We start from the raw sequence: 20,732 nt of genomic DNA on the forward strand, positions 1-20,732 counted from the left end.
TTAAAGAGCATCCGGAGAACCGGGGCCAGCAACCAGAACAAACCAGTCATCAGCACAGAAGCGAGATTATCTGCCGCTTTCGAAACACTGTCAAGTCATTACTGATCGCAGGGTCTTTAGTCGCTTGACAAACCGGCAGTCGCATCACCTGCCGTCGCTGCGAACAAACCAGTTGTTTGCAGCGAAGACATCGATTGTAGAACGAATTTCCTAGGCCTTGCAAGAGATTTGGCGAGAAATTTTTCAGGGGACTTCGGTAGGGGCCGCAACCCCTCCCTTGATGCGCCGGGACAGGTAGGCCAGTGCCTCTTCCACTTGGTCAACCAGCACCAGACAGAGGTCCCCCGGCGTCAACCGGTCGAGCGCCGTGTCGATGGCAAGGAACTCGCCGCGGATCTCGTCGATCCGGGTCGTGCGTGCAGCATTGCCCAACCCCTCTCGCAGCAGCCCGATCACCTCGCCGTCTTCCCGGCCGCGCTGACAGGCATCCTGGTACAGGATCACGTCGTCGAACGCACCGCCCAGGATCTGGGTCTGTTCGCGGATGTCCTGGTCTCGGCGATCGCCGGCACCGCTGATGACCACCGAGCGCCGCTGCGCCGGCAGCGCCTCGACCGCGCTGACCAGCGCCCGCATCGCGTCCGGGTTGTGTCCATAGTCCGCGATGACGGTGGCGCCGCGATAGTCCATGACGTTGAAGCGTCCTGGCGCATTGTCGGAATCGTTGACGAAGCTTGCCAGGCCTCGGCGGATCGAATCCCAATCCAGTCCGGCGCCCCATGCCGCAGCAACGGACGCCATGACGTTCTCGACCTGGAACCCGATGGAGCCATTGCGGGTGATGGGGATATCGCGCAACGCGATCAGTTCGCGCCGAGCCCCTTGCGCCGCGACCAGATGCTCCTGGTCAATATAGACACAGCGCTTGCCCTGCGCACGGTGGGTGGCCATGACCGGGTGCTGTCGATCGGCGGCGAAGAAGATCACCTGTCCCGGGCAGGTCGCCGCCATCGTGACAACGATCGGGTCGGCCGCATTGAGCACGGCGTAGCCGCCGGTGGCCACGTTCTGCACGATCACCCGCTTCAGCACGGCCAGATCCTCGACCGTGGTGATGTAGTTCAGGCCCAGGTGGTCACCTGCGCCGATGTTGGTGACCACCGCCACCTGGCAGCGGTCGAAGCCCAGCCCTTCGCGCAGCACGCCACCGCGTGCGGTCTCGAACACCGCGGCATCGACTTCCGGGTGCATCAGCACGTTGCGTGCGCTGCGCGGGCCGCTGCAGTCACCGCTGTCGATCTGGCGGCCGTTGACGTAGACACCGTCGGTGTTGGTCATGCCCACGCGCAGGCCGCTGGTGGCGAACAGGTGCGTGATCAGGCGGGCGGTGGTCGTCTTGCCGTTGGTGCCGGTGACGGCAACCACCGGGATGCGACCGTCGTCGCCGGACGCGTACAGGTGGCCGATCATGGCCTCGCCGACCGGGCGGCCCTTGCCGTAGGACGGCGACAGGTGCATGCGCAAGCCAGGCGCAGCGTTGACCTCGACGATGCCGCCATCCTGCTCTTCCAGCGGACGCAGCACGCTCTCGCACACCACGTCGACACCGCAGATGTGCAGCCCGACCATCTGCGCCGCAGCCACGGCACGCGCCGCGACTTCGGGGTGGACATCGTCGGTCACATCGGTGGCGGAGCCACCCGTGCTGAGATTGGCGTTGTTGCGCAGGCTCACGCGCTGGCCCTTCTCGGGCACCGACGTCGGCGTGAGGTGCTGCAGCGTCAGCCGCGCCACCGCAATGTCGTCGAAGCGGATCTTGGTGAGCGACGTCGCATGGCCGTCGCCGCGGCGCGGATCGGCGTTGACCGCATCGACCAGCTCGCGCACGGTGTGGACACCGTCGCCGATCACATGCGGCGGATCCCGGCGCGCGGCAGCCACGAGCTGGTGCCCGACGACCAGCATGCGGAAGTCACTGCCCGGCAGGTACTTCTCGACCAGCACTTCGCCGATCTCGGCCGCCGCCACGTAGGCCACTTCCAGATGCGCACGGTCGACGATGTTCACCGTCACGCCCTTGCCCTGGTTGCCGTCCTGCGGCTTGAGCACCACCGGCAGCCCGATCTCGCAGGCGATCTCCCACGCCTCCTCGACCGACGAGGCCGGACGGCCGATGGGCACCGGCACCCCGGCCGCGTGCAGCAGCTTCTTGGTCAGGTCCTTGTCCTGGGCGATGGACTCGGAGACGGCGCTGGTCGAGTCGACCTCGGCGGCCTGGATGCGGCGCTGGCGCGAGCCCCAGCCGAACTGCACCAGGCTGCCCTGCGTCAGGCGCCGGTAGGGAATGCCGCGGGCCACCGCGGCCGACACGATCGCGCCGGTACTCGGGCCGAGGCGCACGTCCTCGTCGATCTCGCGCAGGCGGGCGATGGCGGCGGTCACGTCGAACGCATCGCCGGACAGCGTGGCCTGGATCAGCTGCTCGGCGAGGTCCAGCGCCAGCCGGCCGACATCTTCCTCGCTGTACTCGACGACGACCTGGTAGACCCCCGCTTCGAGCGTGGCCGAGGTGCGGCTGAAGGTGACGGGACAGCCGGCCTGCGCCTGCAGCGCCAGCGTCGCGGTTTCCAGCACATGCGCCAGCGAGATGTCGCCGCGCTGCGCACCCGCGGGCACAGCGCCAATGCCAGGGAAACGCGCCCGAAGCCGCGCCTCGAAACCGGGCAGCAGCGCAATGGCACGCTCGTTGTCGGCACACGAGACGATGGCCTCGACCGCCGTATGGCGGCTCCAGAGGTTGGGGCCGCGCAGGGCCCGAATGCGTGAGACGTCCATCAGTGGGTCACGGTCCGGTCAAGAGTGGGAGTCACGAGCGTGTCGGGCTCGATGCGAAAGTTTCGAGGCCGGCGGCCATCAGCTCGGGCGCGATGCCCAGCGCCCAGCACGCCGCCACCGCAGCCAGCACGACCGACGGCGCCAGCAGAATGCGCCGCCGCTGCAGATCGACACAGACCACTTCGGCCGCACCGGTGGCCAGCACGACCCGCGAAGCGCGCAGCAGCACCGCACGGCCGCCCTGCACCCGGTGGGATGCCACCGTCTCGTTGTCCTCTGCGCGCAGGCTGTAGAACAGCACCTCGCCATCGGACAGGCGGGCCATGTCGGCGATGCGCTCGTCATCGGCATTCAGGACGGCCGCGCCCTCGGGCAGCACGACATCCACCTGGGTGCGCATCACGCGCGGCATCTGCTCGGTGTCGCGGATGTCGTGGCGCGCCAGCGTCTCGGCGCCCCCCAGATCGGTGACGACGCCCACGTGGCAGCGGTCATAGGGCAGGCCATCGTCGAGGATGGTGGAAGCCCCGTTCTCGATCACCACGGTCTGCACTTCGCGGTTCATCAGCAGGCGGTGGCCGCTGGCCCAGTTGGCGCAGTCACCACGGCCGACCCGGCGCCCCGCCAGGAACAGCCCGTCGCGGCAGGCCAGCCCGACATGCTTGCCGCTCAGGTGCACCAGCCAGGCCACGAGCTGCGCGATGTCGGCCGTGTCCTGCGAGCCGGCCACGCCGACCACCGGAATGCGCCCGCTGGCGTCCTCGGCGAACAGGTGGTTGACGATGTCGCGGCCCACCGGGCGCGGCATGCCCTCGGCGGGCTTCAGGTGCATCAGCAGACCGGGCCCGGCATTGACCTCGACGATCGCACCGCCCTGCGCATGCAGCGGCTTCGAGATGTCCTCGGCCACCACGTCGATGCCGGCGATGTCCAGCCCGACGACCCGCGCCGCCAGCGACACGATGTGGTCGACCTCGGGGTGGACCTGGTCCGTGCAGTCGATGGCGACATTGCCGTTGCGCTGGATCAGCACCTTGCGGCCGGCGGCAGGCACCGCGTGGCCGCTCAGGCCCTGGCGCTGCAGCTCCAGCACGACGACGTCGTCGTGCGTGATGTCGAGGCGGTTGAGCGGGAAGTCCTCGGTCGTGCCGCGGCGCGGATCGGAGTTGATCTGGCTGTCGATCAGCTCGACCACCGTCGAGCGGCCATCACCGACCACCCAGGCCGATTCGCCGCGCGCCGCCGCCACCACCCGGCCGCCCACCACCAGCAGGCGGTGTTCCTCGCCGGGGATGAAGCGCTCGACCAGCACCTCGCTGCCGTGCTGCTCCGCCAGGCGGTAAGCATCCTCGATCTCGCCGCGCAGGCGCAGATCCAGCGAAACGCCGCGGCCATGGTTGCCATCGGTGGGCTTGATCACCACCGGGCCGCCGATGTCCTCGGCCGCGCTCCAGGCCGCTTCCGGGCTGTCGACGATCTCGCCTTCGGGCACCGGCACGCCGCAGGCCTTCAGCAGCGTCTTCGTCAGATCCTTGTCACCGGCAATGCCTTCGGCGATGGCGCTGGTGAGGTCGGTCTCTGCCGTCCAGATGCGGCGCTGGGCGGAGCCGTAGCCGATCTGCACCAGATTGCCGTCGTTCAGGCGGATGTGGGGAATGCGCCGGTCGGTGGCCGCGCCGACGATGCTGGCCGTGCTCGGGCCGAGGTAGCAGTCGTCGATCTTCTCGCGCACCCGCTCGACCGCCGCGGCCACATCGAACGACTCGCTGTTGACCGCGGCCATCAGCAGCGCGTGGCCTTCCGCCAGCGCGGTGCGGGCCACCTGCTCGTCACGGGCGCGGAACACCATGCGGTAGATGCCGTGCTGCGAGGTGCTGCGCGTCTGGCCGAAGCCAGTCGGCATGCCCGCCAGATTCAGCAGCTCGATGACGACGTGTTCGAGCACGTGGCCCGCCCAGGTGCCTTCCTGCAGGCGCTGCAGGAAACCACCGCGCTCGCCGACACCGCAGTGGTGTTCGATCAGCGCCGGCAGCAAGGCCGTCAACCGGTCGTTGAATCCGGGCAGCTGGTGCGAAGGCCAGTCCTCCAGCTCACCCAGATCCAGCCAGACCTCCAGCACCGGACGGTAGGTCCAGACATTGGGGCCGCGCAGATAGGTGATGCGCTGCAGCGTGATGTTTTCTTTCTTGGTCATGTCCTGCGGAGCTGGTGTTGGGCTCAAGGGCTTGATTGTGCACAACGTTCCTTGCGTCAAGTCATCGTCCTTCATTCGCGGCCCGTTGAACACGGGCGGCGTTCATCTGAATAAATCTCACACGGATGGCTTGCGCCAGAATTCGGCATCCCCGAGAACAAGATCCCATGCATCCACACCCTGCCAACGCCCCGATGGCCGACCTTCCCACCCGACTTCTCCCAGAGGAGAACGTCATGGGCGTGCTGGAGGTTGACCTCGACGAGTCCCTGCACTTCGCCCGAAGCACATTGGTCGTGACGAATCGCCGTCTGCTGTGGGCACGCGCAGGCGCCGCAGACTGGGCCGGCACCTGGCCGCTGGACGACCCGTTGTCGCTGCGGCACCACGACCACGCCGGTGTCGGCACGCTCGAACTGCACGATCCGCACACCCTGCGCGCCGTCTGGCGCTTCACGCTGGGGCAGAACGTGCAGGCGCTGCGGCTGGTGCGGCAGTTCGAGCGCCAGCGCGAGGCGCTGCGCAGCCCCGCCGTTCCCGCGCACGAGGACGACCACGACCCCACCACCTGCCCGACCTGCCACGCCCCGCTGCCGCCCGACAGCGACGAGTGCGCCGTCTGCACCCGCGAGCTGTCCACGCCGCCGTCGACCTGGGTGCTGCTGCGGCTGTGGCGCTTCGCGAAGCCCTACCAGTGGAAGCTGCTCACGGGCTTCCTGCTGACGCTGGCGTCCACCGCCGCGACGCTGGTGCCGCCCTACCTGACCATTCCGCTGATGGACAAGGTGCTGATCCCGTTCCAGAACGGGCACCAGATCGACCCCGCCTATGTGGTCCAGCTGCTGCTCGGGCTGCTCGGCGCCGGGCTGCTCGCCTGGGGACTCGGCTGGGCACGGACCTGGCTGCTGGCCATCGTCTCCGAGCGCATCGCCGCCGACCTGCGCACCACCGCCTTCGACCACCTGCTCGGCCTGTCGCTCGACTACTTCGGCGCCAAGCGCACCGGCGACCTGATCGCCCGCATCGGCTCCGAGACCGACCGCCTCTCGGTGTTCCTGTCGCTGCACGCGCTCGACTTCGCCACCGACGTGCTGATGCTCGGCATGACCTCGACCATCCTGTTCTCGGTCAACCCGTGGCTCGCGCTGGTCACGCTGCTGCCGCTGCCACTCATCGCCTGGATGATCCACCTCGTGCGCGACCGGCTGCGCACCGGCTTCGAGAAGATCGACCGCGTCTGGGGCGACGTGACCAACGTGCTGGCCGACACCATTCCCGGCGTGCGCGTGGTCAAGGCCTTCGCGCAGGAAGCCCGCGAGTCGAAACGCTTCCACGACGCCAACCAGGCCAACCTCGCCGTCAACGACCGCCTGAACAAGACCTGGAGCCTGTTCACGCCGACTGTCTCGCTGCTGACCGACATGGGCCTGCTGGTGGTGTGGGGCTTCGGCATCTGGCAGGTCAGCCGCGGCGAGATCACGGTCGGTGTGCTGACCGCGTTCCTCGCCTACATCGGCCGCTTCTACGGCCGGCTCGACTCGATGAGCCGCATCGTCTCGGTGACGCAGAAGGCCGCCGCCGGCGCCAAGCGCATCTTCGACATCCTCGACCACGTCTCCAACGTCCCCGAACCCGACCAGCCCGTGCCGACCGGCCAGCTGCAGGGCGCCGTGCGGCTCGACAACATCGGCTTCCGCTACGGCAGCCGCTCGGTGATCCGCGGCATGAGCCTGGACATCCGCCCGGGCGAGATGATCGGGCTGGTCGGCCACTCGGGTTCGGGCAAGAGCACGCTGGTCAACCTGATCTGCCGCTTCTACGACGTCACCGACGGCTCGATCCGCGTCGACGGCACCGACATCCGCCGCTTCGCCGTGGCCGACTACCGCCGCCACATCGGCCTGGTGCTGCAGGAGCCCTTCCTGTTCTTCGGCACCATCGCCGAGAACATCGCCTACGGCCTGCCCGGCGCCACGCGCGCGCAGATCATCGCCGCCGCCCGCGCCGCGCACGCGCACGACTTCATCCTGCGCCTGCCGCAGGGCTACGACTCGCTGGTCGGCGAGCGCGGCCAGGGGCTCTCGGGCGGCGAGCGCCAGCGCATCTCCATCGCCCGCGCGCTGCTGATCAACCCGCGCCTGCTGATCCTCGACGAAGCCACCGCCAGCGTGGACACCGAGACCGAGCGCGAGATCCAGAAGGCGCTAGACAACCTCGTCCAGGGTCGCACGACGATCGCCATCGCGCACCGCCTGTCCACGCTGCGCAAGGCCGACCGGCTGGTGGTGATGGACCGCGGTGCGGTGGTCGAGGTCGGCACCCACGACGAGCTGATGGCCGCCGAAGGCCACTACTTCCGTCTCTACGAAGCCCAGGCACGCCGCACCGATGCCGCCGACGAGGACGGCGACTCCGAGCACGACCAGAACCTGCTCGCCCACCAGATCCCGCAGCCGTCCGCCCACGGCAATGCCGTCTCCTGAACCCGACGAGTCGCCCCATGTTCCAGCTTGAACGCCACCCCAGCGGCCGCCTCGTCTACACCGGCGAAGACGGCGCCACCCACCACGGCGCCACGCCCGTGCGCGCCTTCCCGGTGACCGCGCCGGACGCCGGCCTGTCCCTCGTCAGTGCCGAAGGGCATGAGCTGGTCTGGATCGACCAGCTCGACGCCCTGCCGAAACAACAGCGCACGCTGATCGAGGAAGAACTCGCCCACCGCGAGTTCATGCCCGAGATCCGGCGTGTGGTGGAGGTCTCCACCTTCTCGACGCCCAGCACCTGGACCGTGGAGACCGACCGCGGCCCGACCACGCTCGTGCTCAAGGTCGAGGAAGACATCCGCCGCCTGCCCGAACGTGGCCGGCTGCTCATCACCAGCGGCCACGGCATCGTCTTCTCGGTGCGGGACATGGCGGCACTGGACCGCCACTCGCGCAAGCTGATGGAGCGATTCCTCTGAAGCGTCAGTCGGCCTGCTCGTCGAATTGCAGGCCGTTGTCGGCCATCCACTCCTTCGCGGCGCGGAACGCCTCGATCGCGGCAGGCGCTCCGGCATAAGGCGCCACGTGCAGCAGCACCTCGCGCAGCTCCCGCAGCGTCGCACCGTTGTTCACCGCGCCGCGCAGGTGGCCCTTGAGTTCCTGACTCCGGCCGAGGGCCGCCAGCATCGCCACGGTGCACAGGCTGCGCTGCTTGAGTTCCAGCCCCTCGCGCAGCCAGGTCGAGCCCCAGGCGTGGTCGTTGACATGGGCCTGCAGCGGGCGCGAGAAGTCATCGGCCAGCGCCAGCGCGCGGTCGACGAAGACGTCGCCCATCACCTGGCGGCGGCGCTGTTCGCCGGGCGAGCGGGCAGCGGAATCGGGAGCGGCGGCGGGAGCAGCGGCGGGAACGAAGTCGGCATCGGCCATGGCAGATCGGCAGGGGTTGCGTGCGTTGGAGGGAAGAACCGCTGCGCAGTATCTCAGCCGTCACGTTGCAGATCGGCGGTGAGCGCGCCGAGCGCCGCCTCGTCCAAGGTCTCCCGGTCGAGCAGCGCCCGGGCGCTGCGGTCGAGCACGGCGCGGTGGGCCACCAGGATCGCCGTCGCGCGCTCGAAGCCCGCCATCACGATGCCGCGGACGGCCTCGTCGATGCGCCGCCGCGTGTCCTCGGACACCCCGTGTTCGTGCGGCGCCATCGGCAGCCCGTCCAGCATCGGCGCACGGGCCGTTTCGTAGGCGATGTAGCCGAGCCCCTCGTCCATGCCGTAGCGGGTCACCATGTCGCGGGCGATGTCGGTGGCCTTGGCCAGATCGTCGGCCGCGCCGGTCGACAGCTCGTCGAACACCAGCTTCTCCGCAGCGCGCCCGCCCAGCAGCACGGAGATCTTGCGCTCCAGCTCGTGGCGCGTCATCAGGTAGCGGTCCTCGGTCGGGCGCTGCAGCGTGTAGCCGAGCGCGCCGATGCCGCGCGGGATGATCGACACCTTGTGCACCGGGTCGGTCCCTGGCTGCGCCAGCGCCACCAGCGCGTGCCCCATCTCGTGGAAGGCCACCGCCTCGCGCTCGCGGGGAATGAGCAGGCGGTTGCGCTTCTCCAGCCCGGCGACGGTGCGTTCGATCGCCGCGGTGAAGTCCTCCAGCGTGACCTCGGCCGCCTGGCGCCGGGTCGCCAGCAGCGCGGCCTCGTTGACCAGGTTGGCCAGATCGGCACCACTGAAACCCGGCGTCAGCGCCGCCACCTCGTCGAGCGCGACCTGCGCGGCCAGGTGGACCTTGCGCACATGCACCTTCAGGATGTCGATGCGGCCGAGCTTGTCCGGCCGGTCGACCAGCACCTGCCGGTCGAAGCGCCCTGCGCGCAGCAGCGCAGGGTCCAGAATCTCCGGGCGGTTGGTGGCGGCCAGGATGATCAGGCCGACCGAGGTGTCGAAGCCGTCCATCTCGACCAGCAGCTGGTTGAGCGTCTGCTCCTTCTCGTCGTGGCCGCCCAGACCCGGAAACGCTCCGCGGGCCCGGCCCAGCGCGTCCAGCTCGTCGATGAAGATGATGGCCGGTGCCCGCTGGCGGGCCTGCTCGAACAGGTCGCGCACCCGCGCCGCGCCAACCCCGACGAACATCTCGACGAACTCGCTGCCCGAGATCGAGAAGAACGCCACCCCGGCCTGTCCCGCCACCGCCTTGGCCAGCAGCGTCTTGCCGGTTCCCGGCGGACCGACCAGCAGCACGCCTTTCGGAATGCGGGCACCGAGCCGGCCGTATTCCTGTGGATGCTGCAGGAAATCGACCACCTCCTCCAGTTCCGCCTTGGCCTCGTCGACCCCGGCCACATCCGCGAAGGTCACCCCGGTGTTGGTCTCGACATAGACCTTGGCCCGGCTCTTGCCGATCGACATGAAGCTGCCCAGCCCGCCCTGCTGACTGGCGAAGCGCCGGAACACGAAGTACCACAGCCCGAAGAACACGGCCCCCGGCACGATCCACGACAGCAGATCGTGCAGGAAGGTGTTGGCGACGACCCGGCTGTAGGGCACGCCGAACTTCTCCAGCCGCGCCGCCAGCTCCGGCTCGACCCGTGTCGCCACCAGCGTGGTCCGCGTGCCGTCGGCCACCTTCAGGCGACCGGTGATGGCCTGATCGGTGATGGTCACCTCGGCGACGCGGCCCTCGGCCAGCGCCTGTTCGAACGCGCTGTAGGGCACGGCCTCGGTCTCGCCGACCTGGCGCCAGAGGTCCTGCACCAGGGACAACAGCATCAGCGCCACCAGCCAGTAGCCGATATTCCAGGTGTGCTTCTTGTCCATGGCTCACCGATCTCCAGTGCAGGGGTCCGGGCGCTCGCGCGGGGCGCAAGCGTGGTCCAATGCATGTGACAGAGCGCATGCACCGACGGCGCCATGGTTTCACGGCGGCCGTCGCGCGACTTGACTCAAGTCAATCCCCGCGTAGAGGGGACCGTTCAACGATCACCACCGTGCCTCCACCACCATGCTTGATGACGACGACGAGAAAACAGTGATCGATCCGAAGGGGCTGCGCTACAAGAGCAAATCGGCCGGCTCGCCCTTCGGCGGCAAGGGTGCGTTTGTCGGCGGAACGATGTCCTGCCTGCTGTGCGGCAAGCACCGGCCGCAGGCGATGCTCAAGAGCAAGCAGGTGCTCGGGCGGCCGCAGAAGGTCTGCGCGCCCAGCTGCAAGGAGCTGGACGAAATCCTGGCGCAGCAGCGCTGACGGCCCCCTCCACGCTGGTCAAGCGTCGACACCAGCCCACACCACCTTGAAACGAGGGGGCCGATGGTGCTGCTGGCGCCGTCCACCCCCCGCACCTGGATGTGCCTCACGCCGGCATTGCGTGAAACGATCCGACCCGCCATGCATGCACCCGGTTTCCCGGGCGATCTGTTCACATTTGCGGGGGTTCTCACATGTCCATCCAACCCAAGGCACGCCACACGCTGGCCCGTGCCCTGCTCACCGGCGGCCTGCTCGCCGGCGGTCTGTCCTTCGGATCGAGCGCACAAGCGGCGATCACCTTCCAGTTCAACTTTCTCGACGGCGCCGGCACCGGTTTCAACGACACCACCACGGGAGCCAGCCGCCAGTCCGCGCTCAACACGGCCGCCTCGCTGTTCTCCGGCATGTTCGGCAGCCACTTCAGCGACTCGGGCACCATCGTGCTCAATGCCACGGCCACCGACGATCCGCTGAGCGGCAACCTCGCCTCCGCCGGCAGCCAGCTCAGTCTGGCCGGCGGTGCGGCAGCCGGCTTCAACCTGCAGGGAGTCGTCAGCACCAAGCTGCAGACCGGCGTCGATCTCAACGGGTCCAGCGCGGACGGCACCGTGAACTTCAACTTCGGCCAGAACTGGCAGCTGGACGCGAATGCACCGGTCTCCAGCGGGCAGTTCGACTTCTACGGCGTGGCCTTCCACGAATTCACGCACGCGCTGGGCTTCGCCTCGCTGATCAACCAGAATGGCACCGACCTGTTCGGCAGCAGCACCGCCGGCCACTGGGGCACCTACGACCAGTTCCTGGTGGACAAGAACGGCAACGCCGTGGTCAATGCGGGCACCTTCAACCTCAACAGCGGCGTCTGGAACACCGCCAGCGTCGGCGGCACCAGCCCGGCGGCCGGCATGTTCTTCAACGGTGCCCACGCGGTGGCGGCCAACGGCGGCAATCTCGTCGGCCTGTACTCGCCGACCTCCTGGATCGACGGCAGCAGCATCTCGCACCTCGACACCGACAATCCGGCCTACAGCGGCATGATGATGCTGCACGCCGTGGGCACCGGCAGCGCGGCACGCGACTACAGCGCCATCGAGACCGGGATGATGCAGGATCTGGGCTACACCGCCGTCACGGCAGTGCCGGAGCCCGACAGCCTGGCCATGCTGCTGGCAGGCCTGGGGGTCATCGGCCAACTGCACCGCCGCCGCCGCACCCGGCCCACCACCGCCTGACCCGGCCATCCGGACACCCACCGCCACCACATGCCCCGTCGCCCTGCTGTCCCGACCGCCCTGGGCCTCGCGCTCTGTGCCGGCCTGATCGGCCTGACCGGGACTGCGCCAGCGGCGGAGCCTGCAGCGGATGCGGGGCCGCTGCCGCGCAGCTTCCGCATCGAGGACCTGCGGGTGCGTCTGGAGCGCAGCGCCGGACCCGTGGCGGGCGCTGCGGCACGCAGCCTCGAGTTCTCGGGCAGGGTGGTGGAGCAACGCGGCGAGCTGCTGGCCATGCTCGACACGCTGCAGGCGCTGCAGTTCTTCAGCCTGCCGAGCCGGATGACGGTGCAGACCTCGCACGTGCTGCGCGAGGACGGCACGGTGCAGACCCAGTGGCTGCAACGCAGCGACGAACCGGCGACCCGCATCTGCGTGGCGGTGTCACCCGGTCAGGAGCGGTGCGTGACCTTCACGGCCAGCGCCGCGCCGGCCGACCTCGTGCGGTTCGCGGACCAGGTCTTCGCAGGCCACGTCAGGCGCTGATACCGAGCCCGGCCCCGATCACGCGCAGTTCCGCGAAGGACACCAGCCGCCCGGCGATCGCGCTCGCCGCCACCGTCGGCGGACTGGCCAGCCAGACCTGGCCAGGTCCGGAGCGGCCGGGAAAGTTGCGGTTGATGGCACTCACCGTCACCTGCGCCACCTCGGTCGACGACCCCGGCCCGCAGTTGGCACACGCCCCGCACGCCGGCTGCAGCAGCTCCGCCCCGACCGCCTCGAAGGCCGCCAGATAGCCACGCGCGACACAGTAGTCGCGCACGGCAGCCGTGCCGAACTGCAAGTACAGCCGCACCCCGGGCGCCACCCGCATGCCCCGCTGCGCCGCCCATTCCAGCACCGCGTGGTAGTGGTCGAAGTCCTCGCGCTTGCCCGCCGTGCAGCTGCCGCCGTAGGCGATGTCGATGCGCACCCGCGCCGCGAGCGGCAGATCGGCCAGCGCCACACCCCGCCCCGGATCGCCCGGCCGCGCCACGAACGGCGACAGCACCGCGGCGTCGATCCGGACCACGGCCGCATACCGCGCGCCCGGATCACTGCGCATCCACGGCGCCAGCACCACGTCCACGCCGCGCCGCTCACGCACGAAGCGCACCGTTTCCTCGTCCGGCTCGACCAGCCCGGTGAACCCGCCGAGCTCGGCCGCCATGTTCGTCAGCGTCGCGCGCTCGTCGGTGGAGAGCGCACGCACGGCCATGCCGCCGAACTCGAACACCTTGCCCACGCCCGCTCCGGCCCGGATCGCCGGATCGGCCAGCAGGTGCAGCACCAAGTCCTTGGCCGTGACGCCCTCGGGCAGCACGCCATCCACCTCGATGCGCAGCACCTCGGGCATGGCCAGCCGCACCGCACCGGTGACAAAGGCATTGGCCATGTCGGTCGTGCCGACACCGAAGGCGACGCAGCCGAGCGCGCCGCTGTGCGGCGTGTGCGAATCGGTGCCGACGAGGAGCTGCCCCGGCAGCGCGTACTGCTCGGCCACCATGGCATGGGAGATGCCCTGCGAGCCGGTGTTGTCGGGATCCCCGGCTTCGAGCGGCTGCAGGTAGCCGTGGTCCTTCAAGCTGTGGCGCGCGACGAAGGCCCGGTGCGCGCGCGACAGCCCGCGCACGTCGCCGACCAACCCCTGCGCGACGTGCACCGGGCTGCGGTGGACGTAGGACAGGTGGTCCTCGAAGCAGACGATGCTGGCGGGGTCCGCCAGCGCCAGCGCGGGTCCGAAGCGCTCGCCCAGCAGGTGCGCGCACATGCCGGTGTAGTACTCGTGGATGAAGCGCAGATCGGCGCGCACGAAGCCCCCCTGCCCCGGCACCAGCGCAGCCAGGGTGTCGGGTGTGACCAGGGCGTGGCGGGCGACGATCTTCTCGAACAGCGTGCGCGGCCGCTCCTCGCCAGCCTCGGCCACGCCCGGGACGGGCTGCGCACCGGCCAGCTTCGCCTGCCCGTAGGCGAGCAGCCCACCCGCCCGCACGATCGCCGCCGACAGCGCATCCCGCCCGGCAAGCAGCTCGTCCAGCGCGATCGCCTCGCCGCGCTGGATGCGCCCGACCAGCGCGAAATCGGTGGAGGTGTACAGCCCGACGTTGTCGGCGTTCTGGCGGTAGATGCGCTCGAAGCTTTCGGCGATCACCAGCCGCACGCCGGCCGAGCGTTCGGCCACGACCGCGTGCTCGCGCGAGCTGCCCTTGCCATAGCGGGCACCGGCGACCAGGACTTCGATGCCGGCCACGCGGAGCGCGTCCACGCCGATCGGCCGCTCGCCACCCGCGGTGAAGCCGGTCAGCGGGTGGCGGCCGAGCGTGGCATCGAAATGCACCATCGCCGGCAGCGGGATGATCTCGTCGGTCGAGACCTCGTCGCGCAGCGGCCGGGCAGTGGCCTCGTCGAGCGCCGCGCCGCCGAGCTGCGCCCGCACCCGATCCGGGTCCGTGCTCAGGAACAGGACCTGCGGCGCGAAGTGGAGCGTCTCGGGCCTCACTGCAGCTCGATCCCTGCCTTCTTCACGAGCTTGGCGTACTTGACCATCTCGCTGCGGAAGAACTGCTGCGCGTACTCGGTCGTGCTCACGTTGATGGTGTTGCCTTGCCTGGCCATCGCCTCGCGCACCTCGGGTGCGGCGAAGGCGGCGCTCACGGCATCGTGCAGCCGCTTCACGTCCGCCGCCGGCAGCCCCTTCGGCCCGATGAAGCCGAACCAGCCCTCGACCAGATAGCCAGGCATGCCCTGCTCGACCATCGTCGGAATCTCCGGCGCCGCGGCCACGCGCTGCGCCGCACCGATGCCGATGGCTCGCAGTGCGCCGCTCTTGATGTACTGCTGCACCGAGGGCAGCGCGGCGGTCGCCATCTGCACCTGACCGCCGATCAGGTCGCTCACCATCGGGCCGACGCCCTTGTACGGGATGTGCCTTGCCGACGAGCCGGCCTGGTCCACGAACATCTCCGCCGCCAGGTGCAGGATCGTTCCATTGCCCGAGGAGCCATAGGTCAGCTCGTCCGGCTTGGCCTTCAGCAGCGCGACCAGCTCTTTCGCGTTGTTCGCCGGCACCTTGGGATGCACGACCACCACGATCGGCGTCGAACCGACGATGGCGATCGGCGTGATGTCGGCGATCGGATCGAAGGGCAGCGACTTGTAGACGCTCGGGTAGATGACGTGGTTGTTCGACACGAAGCTCAGCGTGAAGCCATCCGGCGCCGAGCGGACCAGCGTGGTCGTGCCGAGGATGCCGCCGGCACCGGGCTGGTTCTCGACCACGATCGGGTGGCCGAGTGCCTTGCTCAGCGCGCCCTGCGCGACACGGGTGATGGTGTCCACGCCCGAGGCGGTGGCCACCGGCAGCACGATGCGGATCGGGCGGTCCGACTGCGCCTGCGCGGTGCCGCCCGCGCCGAGGCTGGCCAGGGTGAGGACGCCCAGCTGGCGCAGGGTGTCGCGGCGGGTAGGGTGGGTCATGGCTGGTCTCCGTTGTTTGTCGTGGTGGGTCAGGCGACCACGGCCTGCGCGCGCAGCGTGTCGATCTGCGCGGCGTCGTAGCCGATGCTCTCCAGCAGCGCGGCCGTGTGCTCGCCGAGGCGGGGCGGGTCGAGCCGCACGCCCAGCCGCTCGCCGTCCATCGTGATCGGGAACAGCGTGGCCTTGACGGTCTGCCCGGCACGCTCGCCGTCCGGCAGCCGCATGTCGGCCAACCCGCCGGTGGCGAGAAGGTGCGGATCGTCGAGCAGGTCCTCCGGGCGGCGGATCGGCGCGAACGGCAGGCCGACCCGCTCCATGGTTTCCGACAGCTCCGCCGCGCTCCGGTGCGCCAGCCGCTCGCGCAGCGCGGGCAGCAGCGTCGGCCGGGCCTGCACGCGCTGGTTGTTCAGCGCCAGCGCGGTGTCGGCCTTCAGGTCCGAGAAGCCGAGCGCATCGCAGAAGGTCACCCACTGCGCATCGCTCACCGCCGCCAGGAAAATCTGCTCGCCGTCCCGCACGGTGAACACGTCGTAGACCGCCCACGGGCTTTCGCGGGCCGGCATCGGCGCAGCGGCCTTGCCGGTCACCGCGTACTGGAGCATGTGCTGGCCGACGAGGAAGATGTTGTTCTCGAACAGCGCCGACTGCACCTCCATGCCGCGCCCCGTGATGCCGCGCTGGATCAGCGCGCCGAGCACGCCGATCGCGCCGAACAACCCGCCCATGATGTCGTTGACGCTGGTGCCCGCGCGCAGCGGGTCGCCCGGCCGGCCGGTCATGTAGGCGAGGCCGCCCATCATCTGCACCACCTCGTCGAGCGCGGTGCGGTGGTCGTACGGCCCCGGCAGGAAGCCCTTGTGGCTGGCGTAGACCAGGCGTGGGTTGACGGCGCTCAGGCTGGCGTAGTCGAGGCCGTACTTGACCATCGTGCCGGGCTTGAAGTTCTCGGCGACCACGTCCGCGCTGGCAGACAGGCGGCGCGCCACCTCGGCGCCCTCCGGGTGGTGCAGGTCGATCGCGATGCTCTTCTTGTTGCGGTTGAACATCGGGAAGAAGCCCGCGCCGGCGCCGAGCAGCCGCCGCGTGCGGTCGCCGTCGATCGGCTCGATCTTGATGACTTCGGCGCCCATGTCGGCGAGCACCATGCCGCAGGTCGGGCCCATGACCATGTGGGTGAACTCGACGACGCGCAGGCCGTTCAGCGGTTGGGGCGGGGTGTGGGCGGGCGTCGTCATCGTGGTCGTCGGGTTCATGCGGTCAGCAGGGTTTTCGGGAGGCCGGCGCGCCAGAGGCTGCCGTGCAGGGCTTCGCCATCGAGCCACTGTGCCACGCGCTGGCGCAGGGCGAGGAGCGCGTCGAAGTCGAGTCCGGTCGGCACGCCCATGCTGGCGAAGAGGTAGGCGACATCCTCGGTCGAGACGTTGCCGCTGGCGCCCGGCGCGTGCGGGCAGCCGCCGATGCCGGCCAGACAGGCGTCGAAGCGGCGCACGCCGGTCTGCCACGCGGCGTAGACGTTCGCCATGCCGAGGCCGCGCGTGTCGTGGAAGTGCCCGCAGGACAGCCGGTCACCGACCGCCGCGAAGCCGCGCGCGAACAGCCGCGCCACCTGCAGCGGATCGGCATAGCCCACCGTGTCGGCCAGGCCGACGCGCTCGGCGCCCGCGTCCAGCGCCGCCTGCAGCAGCCGGATCACCTCGTCCTCGTCCACCCGGCCCTGGATCGTGCAGCCGAACGCCGTGCTCAGCCCCACCTCGATCACGCAGCGCGCGCCGCTCGCATCGCGCAGCGCGCGGATGCGGCCGATCTCGGCGATCACCTCGTCGGGCGTCTTGCGCAGGTTGGCCAGGCTGTGCGCGTGGCTGGCCGACAGCGGCAGCAGCATCAGGTCAGCGCCACTCTCCAGCGCAGCCTGGGCACCCCGCAGGTTCGGCACCAGCACCGAGGTGGTCAGCCCCGGCAGCGTGCGCGCCACGGCGACCAGCTCGGCGGTGTCGGCCAGTTGCGGCAGCAGCCGCGCCGGCACGAAGGAGCCGACCTCGATCTCGCGCAGCCCCGCCGCGTGTGCAGCGCGCAGCCAGTCGAGCTTGTGTTCGGTGGGCAGCGTGCGGGCGATGCTCTGCAGGCCGTCGCGCAGGCCGACTTCGCGGACGGTGACGGGAGCGGTGGTGGATGGCGTGGTGTGCATGGTGGATCGCACTCTAGGCGTTCCGAATCGCAATGCCAGTGCTATCTTGGAAGCGCTTCCGTTCCCGTTCGGAACGCATCCGAGGAAACCCACCCGAGAGCCGCCATGCAACGCCCGCTCGACCCTGTCACGCTGCGCCTGTTCATCGCCGTCTGCGAGGAAGGCCACATCGCCCGCGCCGCCGAGCGGGAAGCCCTGGTGCCGTCCGCGGTGAGCAAACGGCTCGGTGCACTGGAGGACGAACTCGGCGTCGCGCTGCTGCTGCGCGGTCGGCGCGGCATGGCACCGACCGCCGCAGGAGAAGCCTTGCTGCGGCGCGCGCGCGAAGTGCTCGGCGGCATGGAGCGGCTGCGCGCCGAGCTGAGCGAATTCGCCAGCGGCGTGCAAGGCAGCGTGCGGGTGCTGGCGAGTCCCTCGGTGCTGGCCGAGCACCTGCCCGACGACCTCGCCCGTTTCCTGGCGCAGCACCCCGGCATCCAGGTCCAGCTCGACGAGCGCGTCAGCCCCGACATCGTGCGCAGCGTGCGCGAAGGGGCCGCGGACCTCGGCGTGCTGTGGGACGCGGGCGACCTCGCCGGCCTGCAGACCCTGCCCTACCGCCAGGACCACCTCTGCGTGGCGATGCCGATGGGACATCCGTGGGCGCGCCGGCCGCACCTGCGCTTCGAGGACACGCTCGACCAGGTGACAGTCGGTGTCGCGCCGGGCGGGCTGATGGACGCGCTGCTGCGCCGGCAGGCGGCGCTGCTCGGGCGGCTGCCGGTGCAGCGCATCCAGGTGTCGAGCCTGGACGCCGCCTGCCGCATCGTCGCGGCCGGGCTGGGGCTGGCCATCCTGCCACGCGAAGCCGCCGCGCCGCACGCCGATGCAGGCCGCATCGCGCTGGTGGCGCTCGACGAACCGTGGGCCGAGCGGCAGTTCGTGCTGTGCAGCCGGGCGCAGACCCTGCTGTCCGCCAGCGCACGGCTGGTGCTGGCCCGTCTTCAACAGCGCCAGCACCTCAAGTTCCCGACGGGCCACCCGATGGATCCGTCATGAAGAACTGCCCAGACCGTGGAGGCTCAGCTGTGGATGTAGCGTTCGAGCTGCGCGATCACGAACTGCTGCTCGGAGATGATGTCCTTGACCAGATCGCCGATCGAGATCAGCCCGACCAGCGTTCCCTGGTCCATCACCGGCAGGTGGCGCAGGCGCCGGTCGGTCATCAGCGCCATGCATTCCTGGCTGGTGGTGGTCGGGGTCACGAAGATCACGTCCGGCGTCATCACCTCGCTGATCGGGGTGCCGGTGGAGGTGCGTCCGCGCACCTCCACCTTGTGGGCATAGTCGCGCTCCGTGAAGATTCCCAGGATGCGCGTGCCCTCGACGATCAGCAGCGAACCGATGCGCTGCCGGGCCATCACGTCGATGGCGTCTCGCACGGACGCGCTCGGCGCCACGGTGTGAACGGTCTGGCTGGGCTTGGACGACAGGATCTGTGCGACGGTGCTCATGGTGTAGTTCCCCTTCGGAGTGCGTTCAGTGGCGTCGGCCGTCATGGCGACGCAGCCATCTTCGCGCAGAACAGCCCCGTCGACATGATGGACTTTCCTAGTACGGAGGCCTGATGGCCCAGTTTCCCCAGGGCTACCGCCAGATCGAGCACCGCTGCACCGCTGGCGAGCGGCGGCTGCTGCTGCAGCTGAAACAGTGCCTGGACGATGCGCACCTCGTCTGGCACAACGTGCCGATCGGCCCGCGCGCACGGCAGCCCGATTTCGTGGTGCTCGGACCCTCCATGGGCGTGCTGCTGCTGGAGGTGAAGGACTGGCGCTGCAGCACGGTCGTGCATGCCACGCGCGACACCGTCGAGCTGCACACCGAGCGTGGCCCGGTCACCGACCACCACCCGCTGCGCCAGGCGCGCGACTACGCGATGGAGCTGGTCGACCTGATGCAGCGCGACCCGGCGCTGGTCCACGACGATGGCCCGTACCGCGGGCGGCTGCTGTTTCCCTATGGCTGGGGCGCCGTGTTCTCCGGAATGCGCCGCAGCGAGGTCGACCAGCGCCCCGGCTTCGACGCCGTGTTCCCCTGGAGGCAGACGCTGCTGCGCGACGATCTGGACGACAGCGTCGATCCGGACACCTTCCAGCAGCGGCTGCTCGGCCTGTTCACCGTGCACTACCCGCACACGCTCACCTCCGCGCAGCGCGACCGCATCCGCTGGCACCTGTTCCCCGAACTCCGGCTGCACACCGAACCGATCGCCTCCGATCCGCAGGACACCACCTCGCCGCCCGTCCCGGACCTGCTGCAGGTGATGGACCTGCCGCAGGAGCAGATCGCCCGCAGGCTGGGCAGCGGCCACCGGGTGGTCCACGGCGCCGCGGGTTCGGGCAAGACGATGGTGCTGGTGCTGCGTGCGCAGATGCTGGCCGCCACGGCGACGGCCGCGCAGCCAGTGCTGGTGCTCTGCTACAACCGGGCGCTGGCGGACCGGCTGGACGCGATGGTCCGCCAACGCCCGGTTGGCGACCGGGTGCAGGTGCGCACGTTCCACCGCTGGTGCCAGGAACTGGCCCATCGCCACGGCCTCGATGTCCCGGCCGAGCCGGGCAGCGAAGCGTTCTATGCCGAACTGCCGCGCATCGTCGCGCAGGCACTGGCGGATGGCCGCGCACCGGCGGGCGGCTACAGCGCCGTGCTGGTCGACGAGGCCCACGACTTCGACGACGGCTGGCTGCGCACCGCCGCGTGCCTGGTCTCGCCGGACACGCGCAGCCTGCTGGTGCTCTACGACGACGCGCAGTCGATCTACCAGAAGACCCGCCGACGTTTCAGCTTCGCCAGCGTCGGTATCCAGGCACAGGGCCGCACCAGCGTGCTGCGGCTGAACTACCGCAACACCGCCGAGGTGCTGGCGCTGGCGCTGGCCTGCGCCCGCAGCCTGCTGCTGCCGGACGGACCAGCGCGGCTGCGCCCTGACGACGAGGTGCAGACCGTCACCCCCGCCACCTCCGGCCGCCACGGCCCGCAACCCGTGCTGGTGCTCGCCCGGGACCCCGCAGACGAAGCCGAGCAGATGGCCGAGCACA

16 protein-coding genes are annotated in these 20,732 nt (G+C 69.8%); 7 read left to right on the forward strand and 9 right to left on the reverse strand.

Features of this window, described 5'->3' with window-relative positions; genetic code table 11:
* Window positions 1–243 precede the first annotated feature (243 nt).
* Together cphA and AB3X43_RS14530 are read right to left on the reverse strand one after the other, a co-directional pair.
* Complete coding sequence (gene cphA / locus AB3X43_RS14525) at window positions 244–2,835, reverse strand: cyanophycin synthetase (protein ID WP_369430574.1); 2,592 nt, start codon at window positions 2,833–2,835, stop codon at window positions 244–246.
* 31 nt (window positions 2,836–2,866) lie between these two features.
* The gene (locus tag AB3X43_RS14530) at window positions 2,867–5,029 is read right to left on the reverse strand and encodes a cyanophycin synthetase (RefSeq protein ID WP_369430575.1); all 2,163 of its coding nucleotides are present in this window, start codon (window positions 5,027–5,029) and stop codon (window positions 2,867–2,869) included.
* Window positions 5,030–5,223: 194 nt separating this feature from the next.
* Here AB3X43_RS14530 and AB3X43_RS14535 point away from each other — a divergent pair, with 194 nt between their 5' ends.
* Both AB3X43_RS14535 and AB3X43_RS14540 read left to right on the forward strand, forming a co-directional pair.
* Entirely contained in the window at window positions 5,224–7,512 is a 2,289-nt protein-coding gene (locus AB3X43_RS14535; protein ID WP_369430576.1) for a cyanophycin metabolism-associated ABC transporter, read from the forward strand.
* Between the two features lie 17 nt (window positions 7,513–7,529).
* Complete coding sequence (locus AB3X43_RS14540; protein WP_369430577.1) at window positions 7,530–7,991, forward strand: cyanophycin metabolism-associated DUF1854 family protein; 462 nt, start codon at window positions 7,530–7,532, stop codon at window positions 7,989–7,991.
* Window positions 7,992–7,995: 4 nt separating this feature from the next.
* Here AB3X43_RS14540 and AB3X43_RS14545 read toward each other — a convergent pair whose 3' ends face one another.
* Both AB3X43_RS14545 and ftsH read right to left on the reverse strand, forming a co-directional pair.
* Complete coding sequence (locus AB3X43_RS14545) at window positions 7,996–8,439, reverse strand: carboxymuconolactone decarboxylase family protein (RefSeq protein ID WP_473965131.1); 444 nt, start codon at window positions 8,437–8,439, stop codon at window positions 7,996–7,998.
* Between the two features lie 53 nt (window positions 8,440–8,492).
* Window positions 8,493–10,313, reverse strand: coding sequence for an ATP-dependent zinc metalloprotease FtsH (gene ftsH, locus AB3X43_RS14550; protein ID WP_369430578.1), 1,821 nt, complete (start codon window positions 10,311–10,313; stop codon window positions 8,493–8,495).
* 184 nt (window positions 10,314–10,497) lie between these two features.
* On the opposite strand from ftsH, the gene AB3X43_RS14555 reads away from it, so the two are divergent.
* The 3 genes from AB3X43_RS14555 to AB3X43_RS14565 all read left to right on the forward strand — a co-directional run bounded on the left by AB3X43_RS14555 (window position 10,498) and on the right by AB3X43_RS14565 (window position 12,500).
* Window positions 10,498–10,740 carry a hypothetical protein gene (locus AB3X43_RS14555; RefSeq protein ID WP_369430579.1) on the forward strand — a complete coding sequence of 81 codons (243 nt, stop codon included), beginning with the start codon at window positions 10,498–10,500 and terminating at the stop codon, window positions 10,738–10,740.
* 194 nt (window positions 10,741–10,934) lie between these two features.
* Window positions 10,935–11,975 (forward strand): PEP-CTERM sorting domain-containing protein, encoded by a 1,041-nt coding sequence (locus tag AB3X43_RS14560; RefSeq protein ID WP_369430580.1) that lies wholly within the window; start codon window positions 10,935–10,937, stop codon window positions 11,973–11,975.
* A 30-nt stretch (window positions 11,976–12,005) separates the two neighbouring features.
* The gene (locus tag AB3X43_RS14565; RefSeq protein WP_369430581.1) at window positions 12,006–12,500 is read left to right on the forward strand and encodes a hypothetical protein; all 495 of its coding nucleotides are present in this window, start codon (window positions 12,006–12,008) and stop codon (window positions 12,498–12,500) included.
* Here the strand turns inward: AB3X43_RS14565 and AB3X43_RS14570 are convergent.
* From AB3X43_RS14570 to AB3X43_RS14585, 4 genes are read right to left on the reverse strand one after another with little or no spacing between them, the layout of a single operon-like run.
* Window positions 12,490–14,493, reverse strand: a complete 2,004-nt coding sequence (locus AB3X43_RS14570; protein ID WP_369430582.1) for an aconitase family protein — start codon at window positions 14,491–14,493, stop codon at window positions 12,490–12,492. The genes AB3X43_RS14565 and AB3X43_RS14570 overlap by 11 nt on opposite strands.
* A complete protein-coding gene (locus AB3X43_RS14575) occupies window positions 14,490–15,470 on the reverse strand; it encodes a Bug family tripartite tricarboxylate transporter substrate binding protein (protein WP_369430583.1) in 981 nt (326 codons plus the stop codon). The genes AB3X43_RS14570 and AB3X43_RS14575 overlap by 4 nt, the downstream gene beginning before the upstream one ends.
* 29 nt (window positions 15,471–15,499) lie before the next feature.
* On the reverse strand, window positions 15,500–16,723 hold the full coding sequence (locus AB3X43_RS14580; RefSeq protein ID WP_369430584.1) for a CaiB/BaiF CoA transferase family protein: 1,224 nt from the start codon (window positions 16,721–16,723) through the stop codon (window positions 15,500–15,502).
* Complete coding sequence (locus AB3X43_RS14585) at window positions 16,720–17,655, reverse strand: hydroxymethylglutaryl-CoA lyase (RefSeq protein ID WP_369430585.1); 936 nt, start codon at window positions 17,653–17,655, stop codon at window positions 16,720–16,722. Before AB3X43_RS14585 ends, AB3X43_RS14580 begins: the two co-directional genes overlap by 4 nt.
* A gap of 105 nt (window positions 17,656–17,760) precedes the next feature.
* Here AB3X43_RS14585 and AB3X43_RS14590 point away from each other — a divergent pair, with 105 nt between their 5' ends.
* On the forward strand, window positions 17,761–18,693 hold the full coding sequence (locus tag AB3X43_RS14590) for a LysR family transcriptional regulator (protein WP_369430586.1): 933 nt from the start codon (window positions 17,761–17,763) through the stop codon (window positions 18,691–18,693).
* Between the two features lie 23 nt (window positions 18,694–18,716).
* Here AB3X43_RS14590 and AB3X43_RS14595 read toward each other — a convergent pair whose 3' ends face one another.
* A complete protein-coding gene (locus AB3X43_RS14595; RefSeq protein WP_369430587.1) occupies window positions 18,717–19,148 on the reverse strand; it encodes a CBS domain-containing protein in 432 nt (143 codons plus the stop codon).
* 113 nt (window positions 19,149–19,261) lie between these two features.
* On the opposite strand from AB3X43_RS14595, the gene AB3X43_RS14600 reads away from it, so the two are divergent.
* Window positions 19,262–20,732, forward strand: a 1,471-nt coding sequence (locus AB3X43_RS14600) for a nuclease-related domain-containing DEAD/DEAH box helicase (protein WP_369430588.1), incomplete at its 3' end; no start/stop codon positions are given.

The organism is Sphaerotilus sp. (assembly GCF_041083715.1).
Classification (GTDB): Bacteria; Pseudomonadota; Gammaproteobacteria; order Burkholderiales; family Burkholderiaceae_C; genus Sphaerotilus.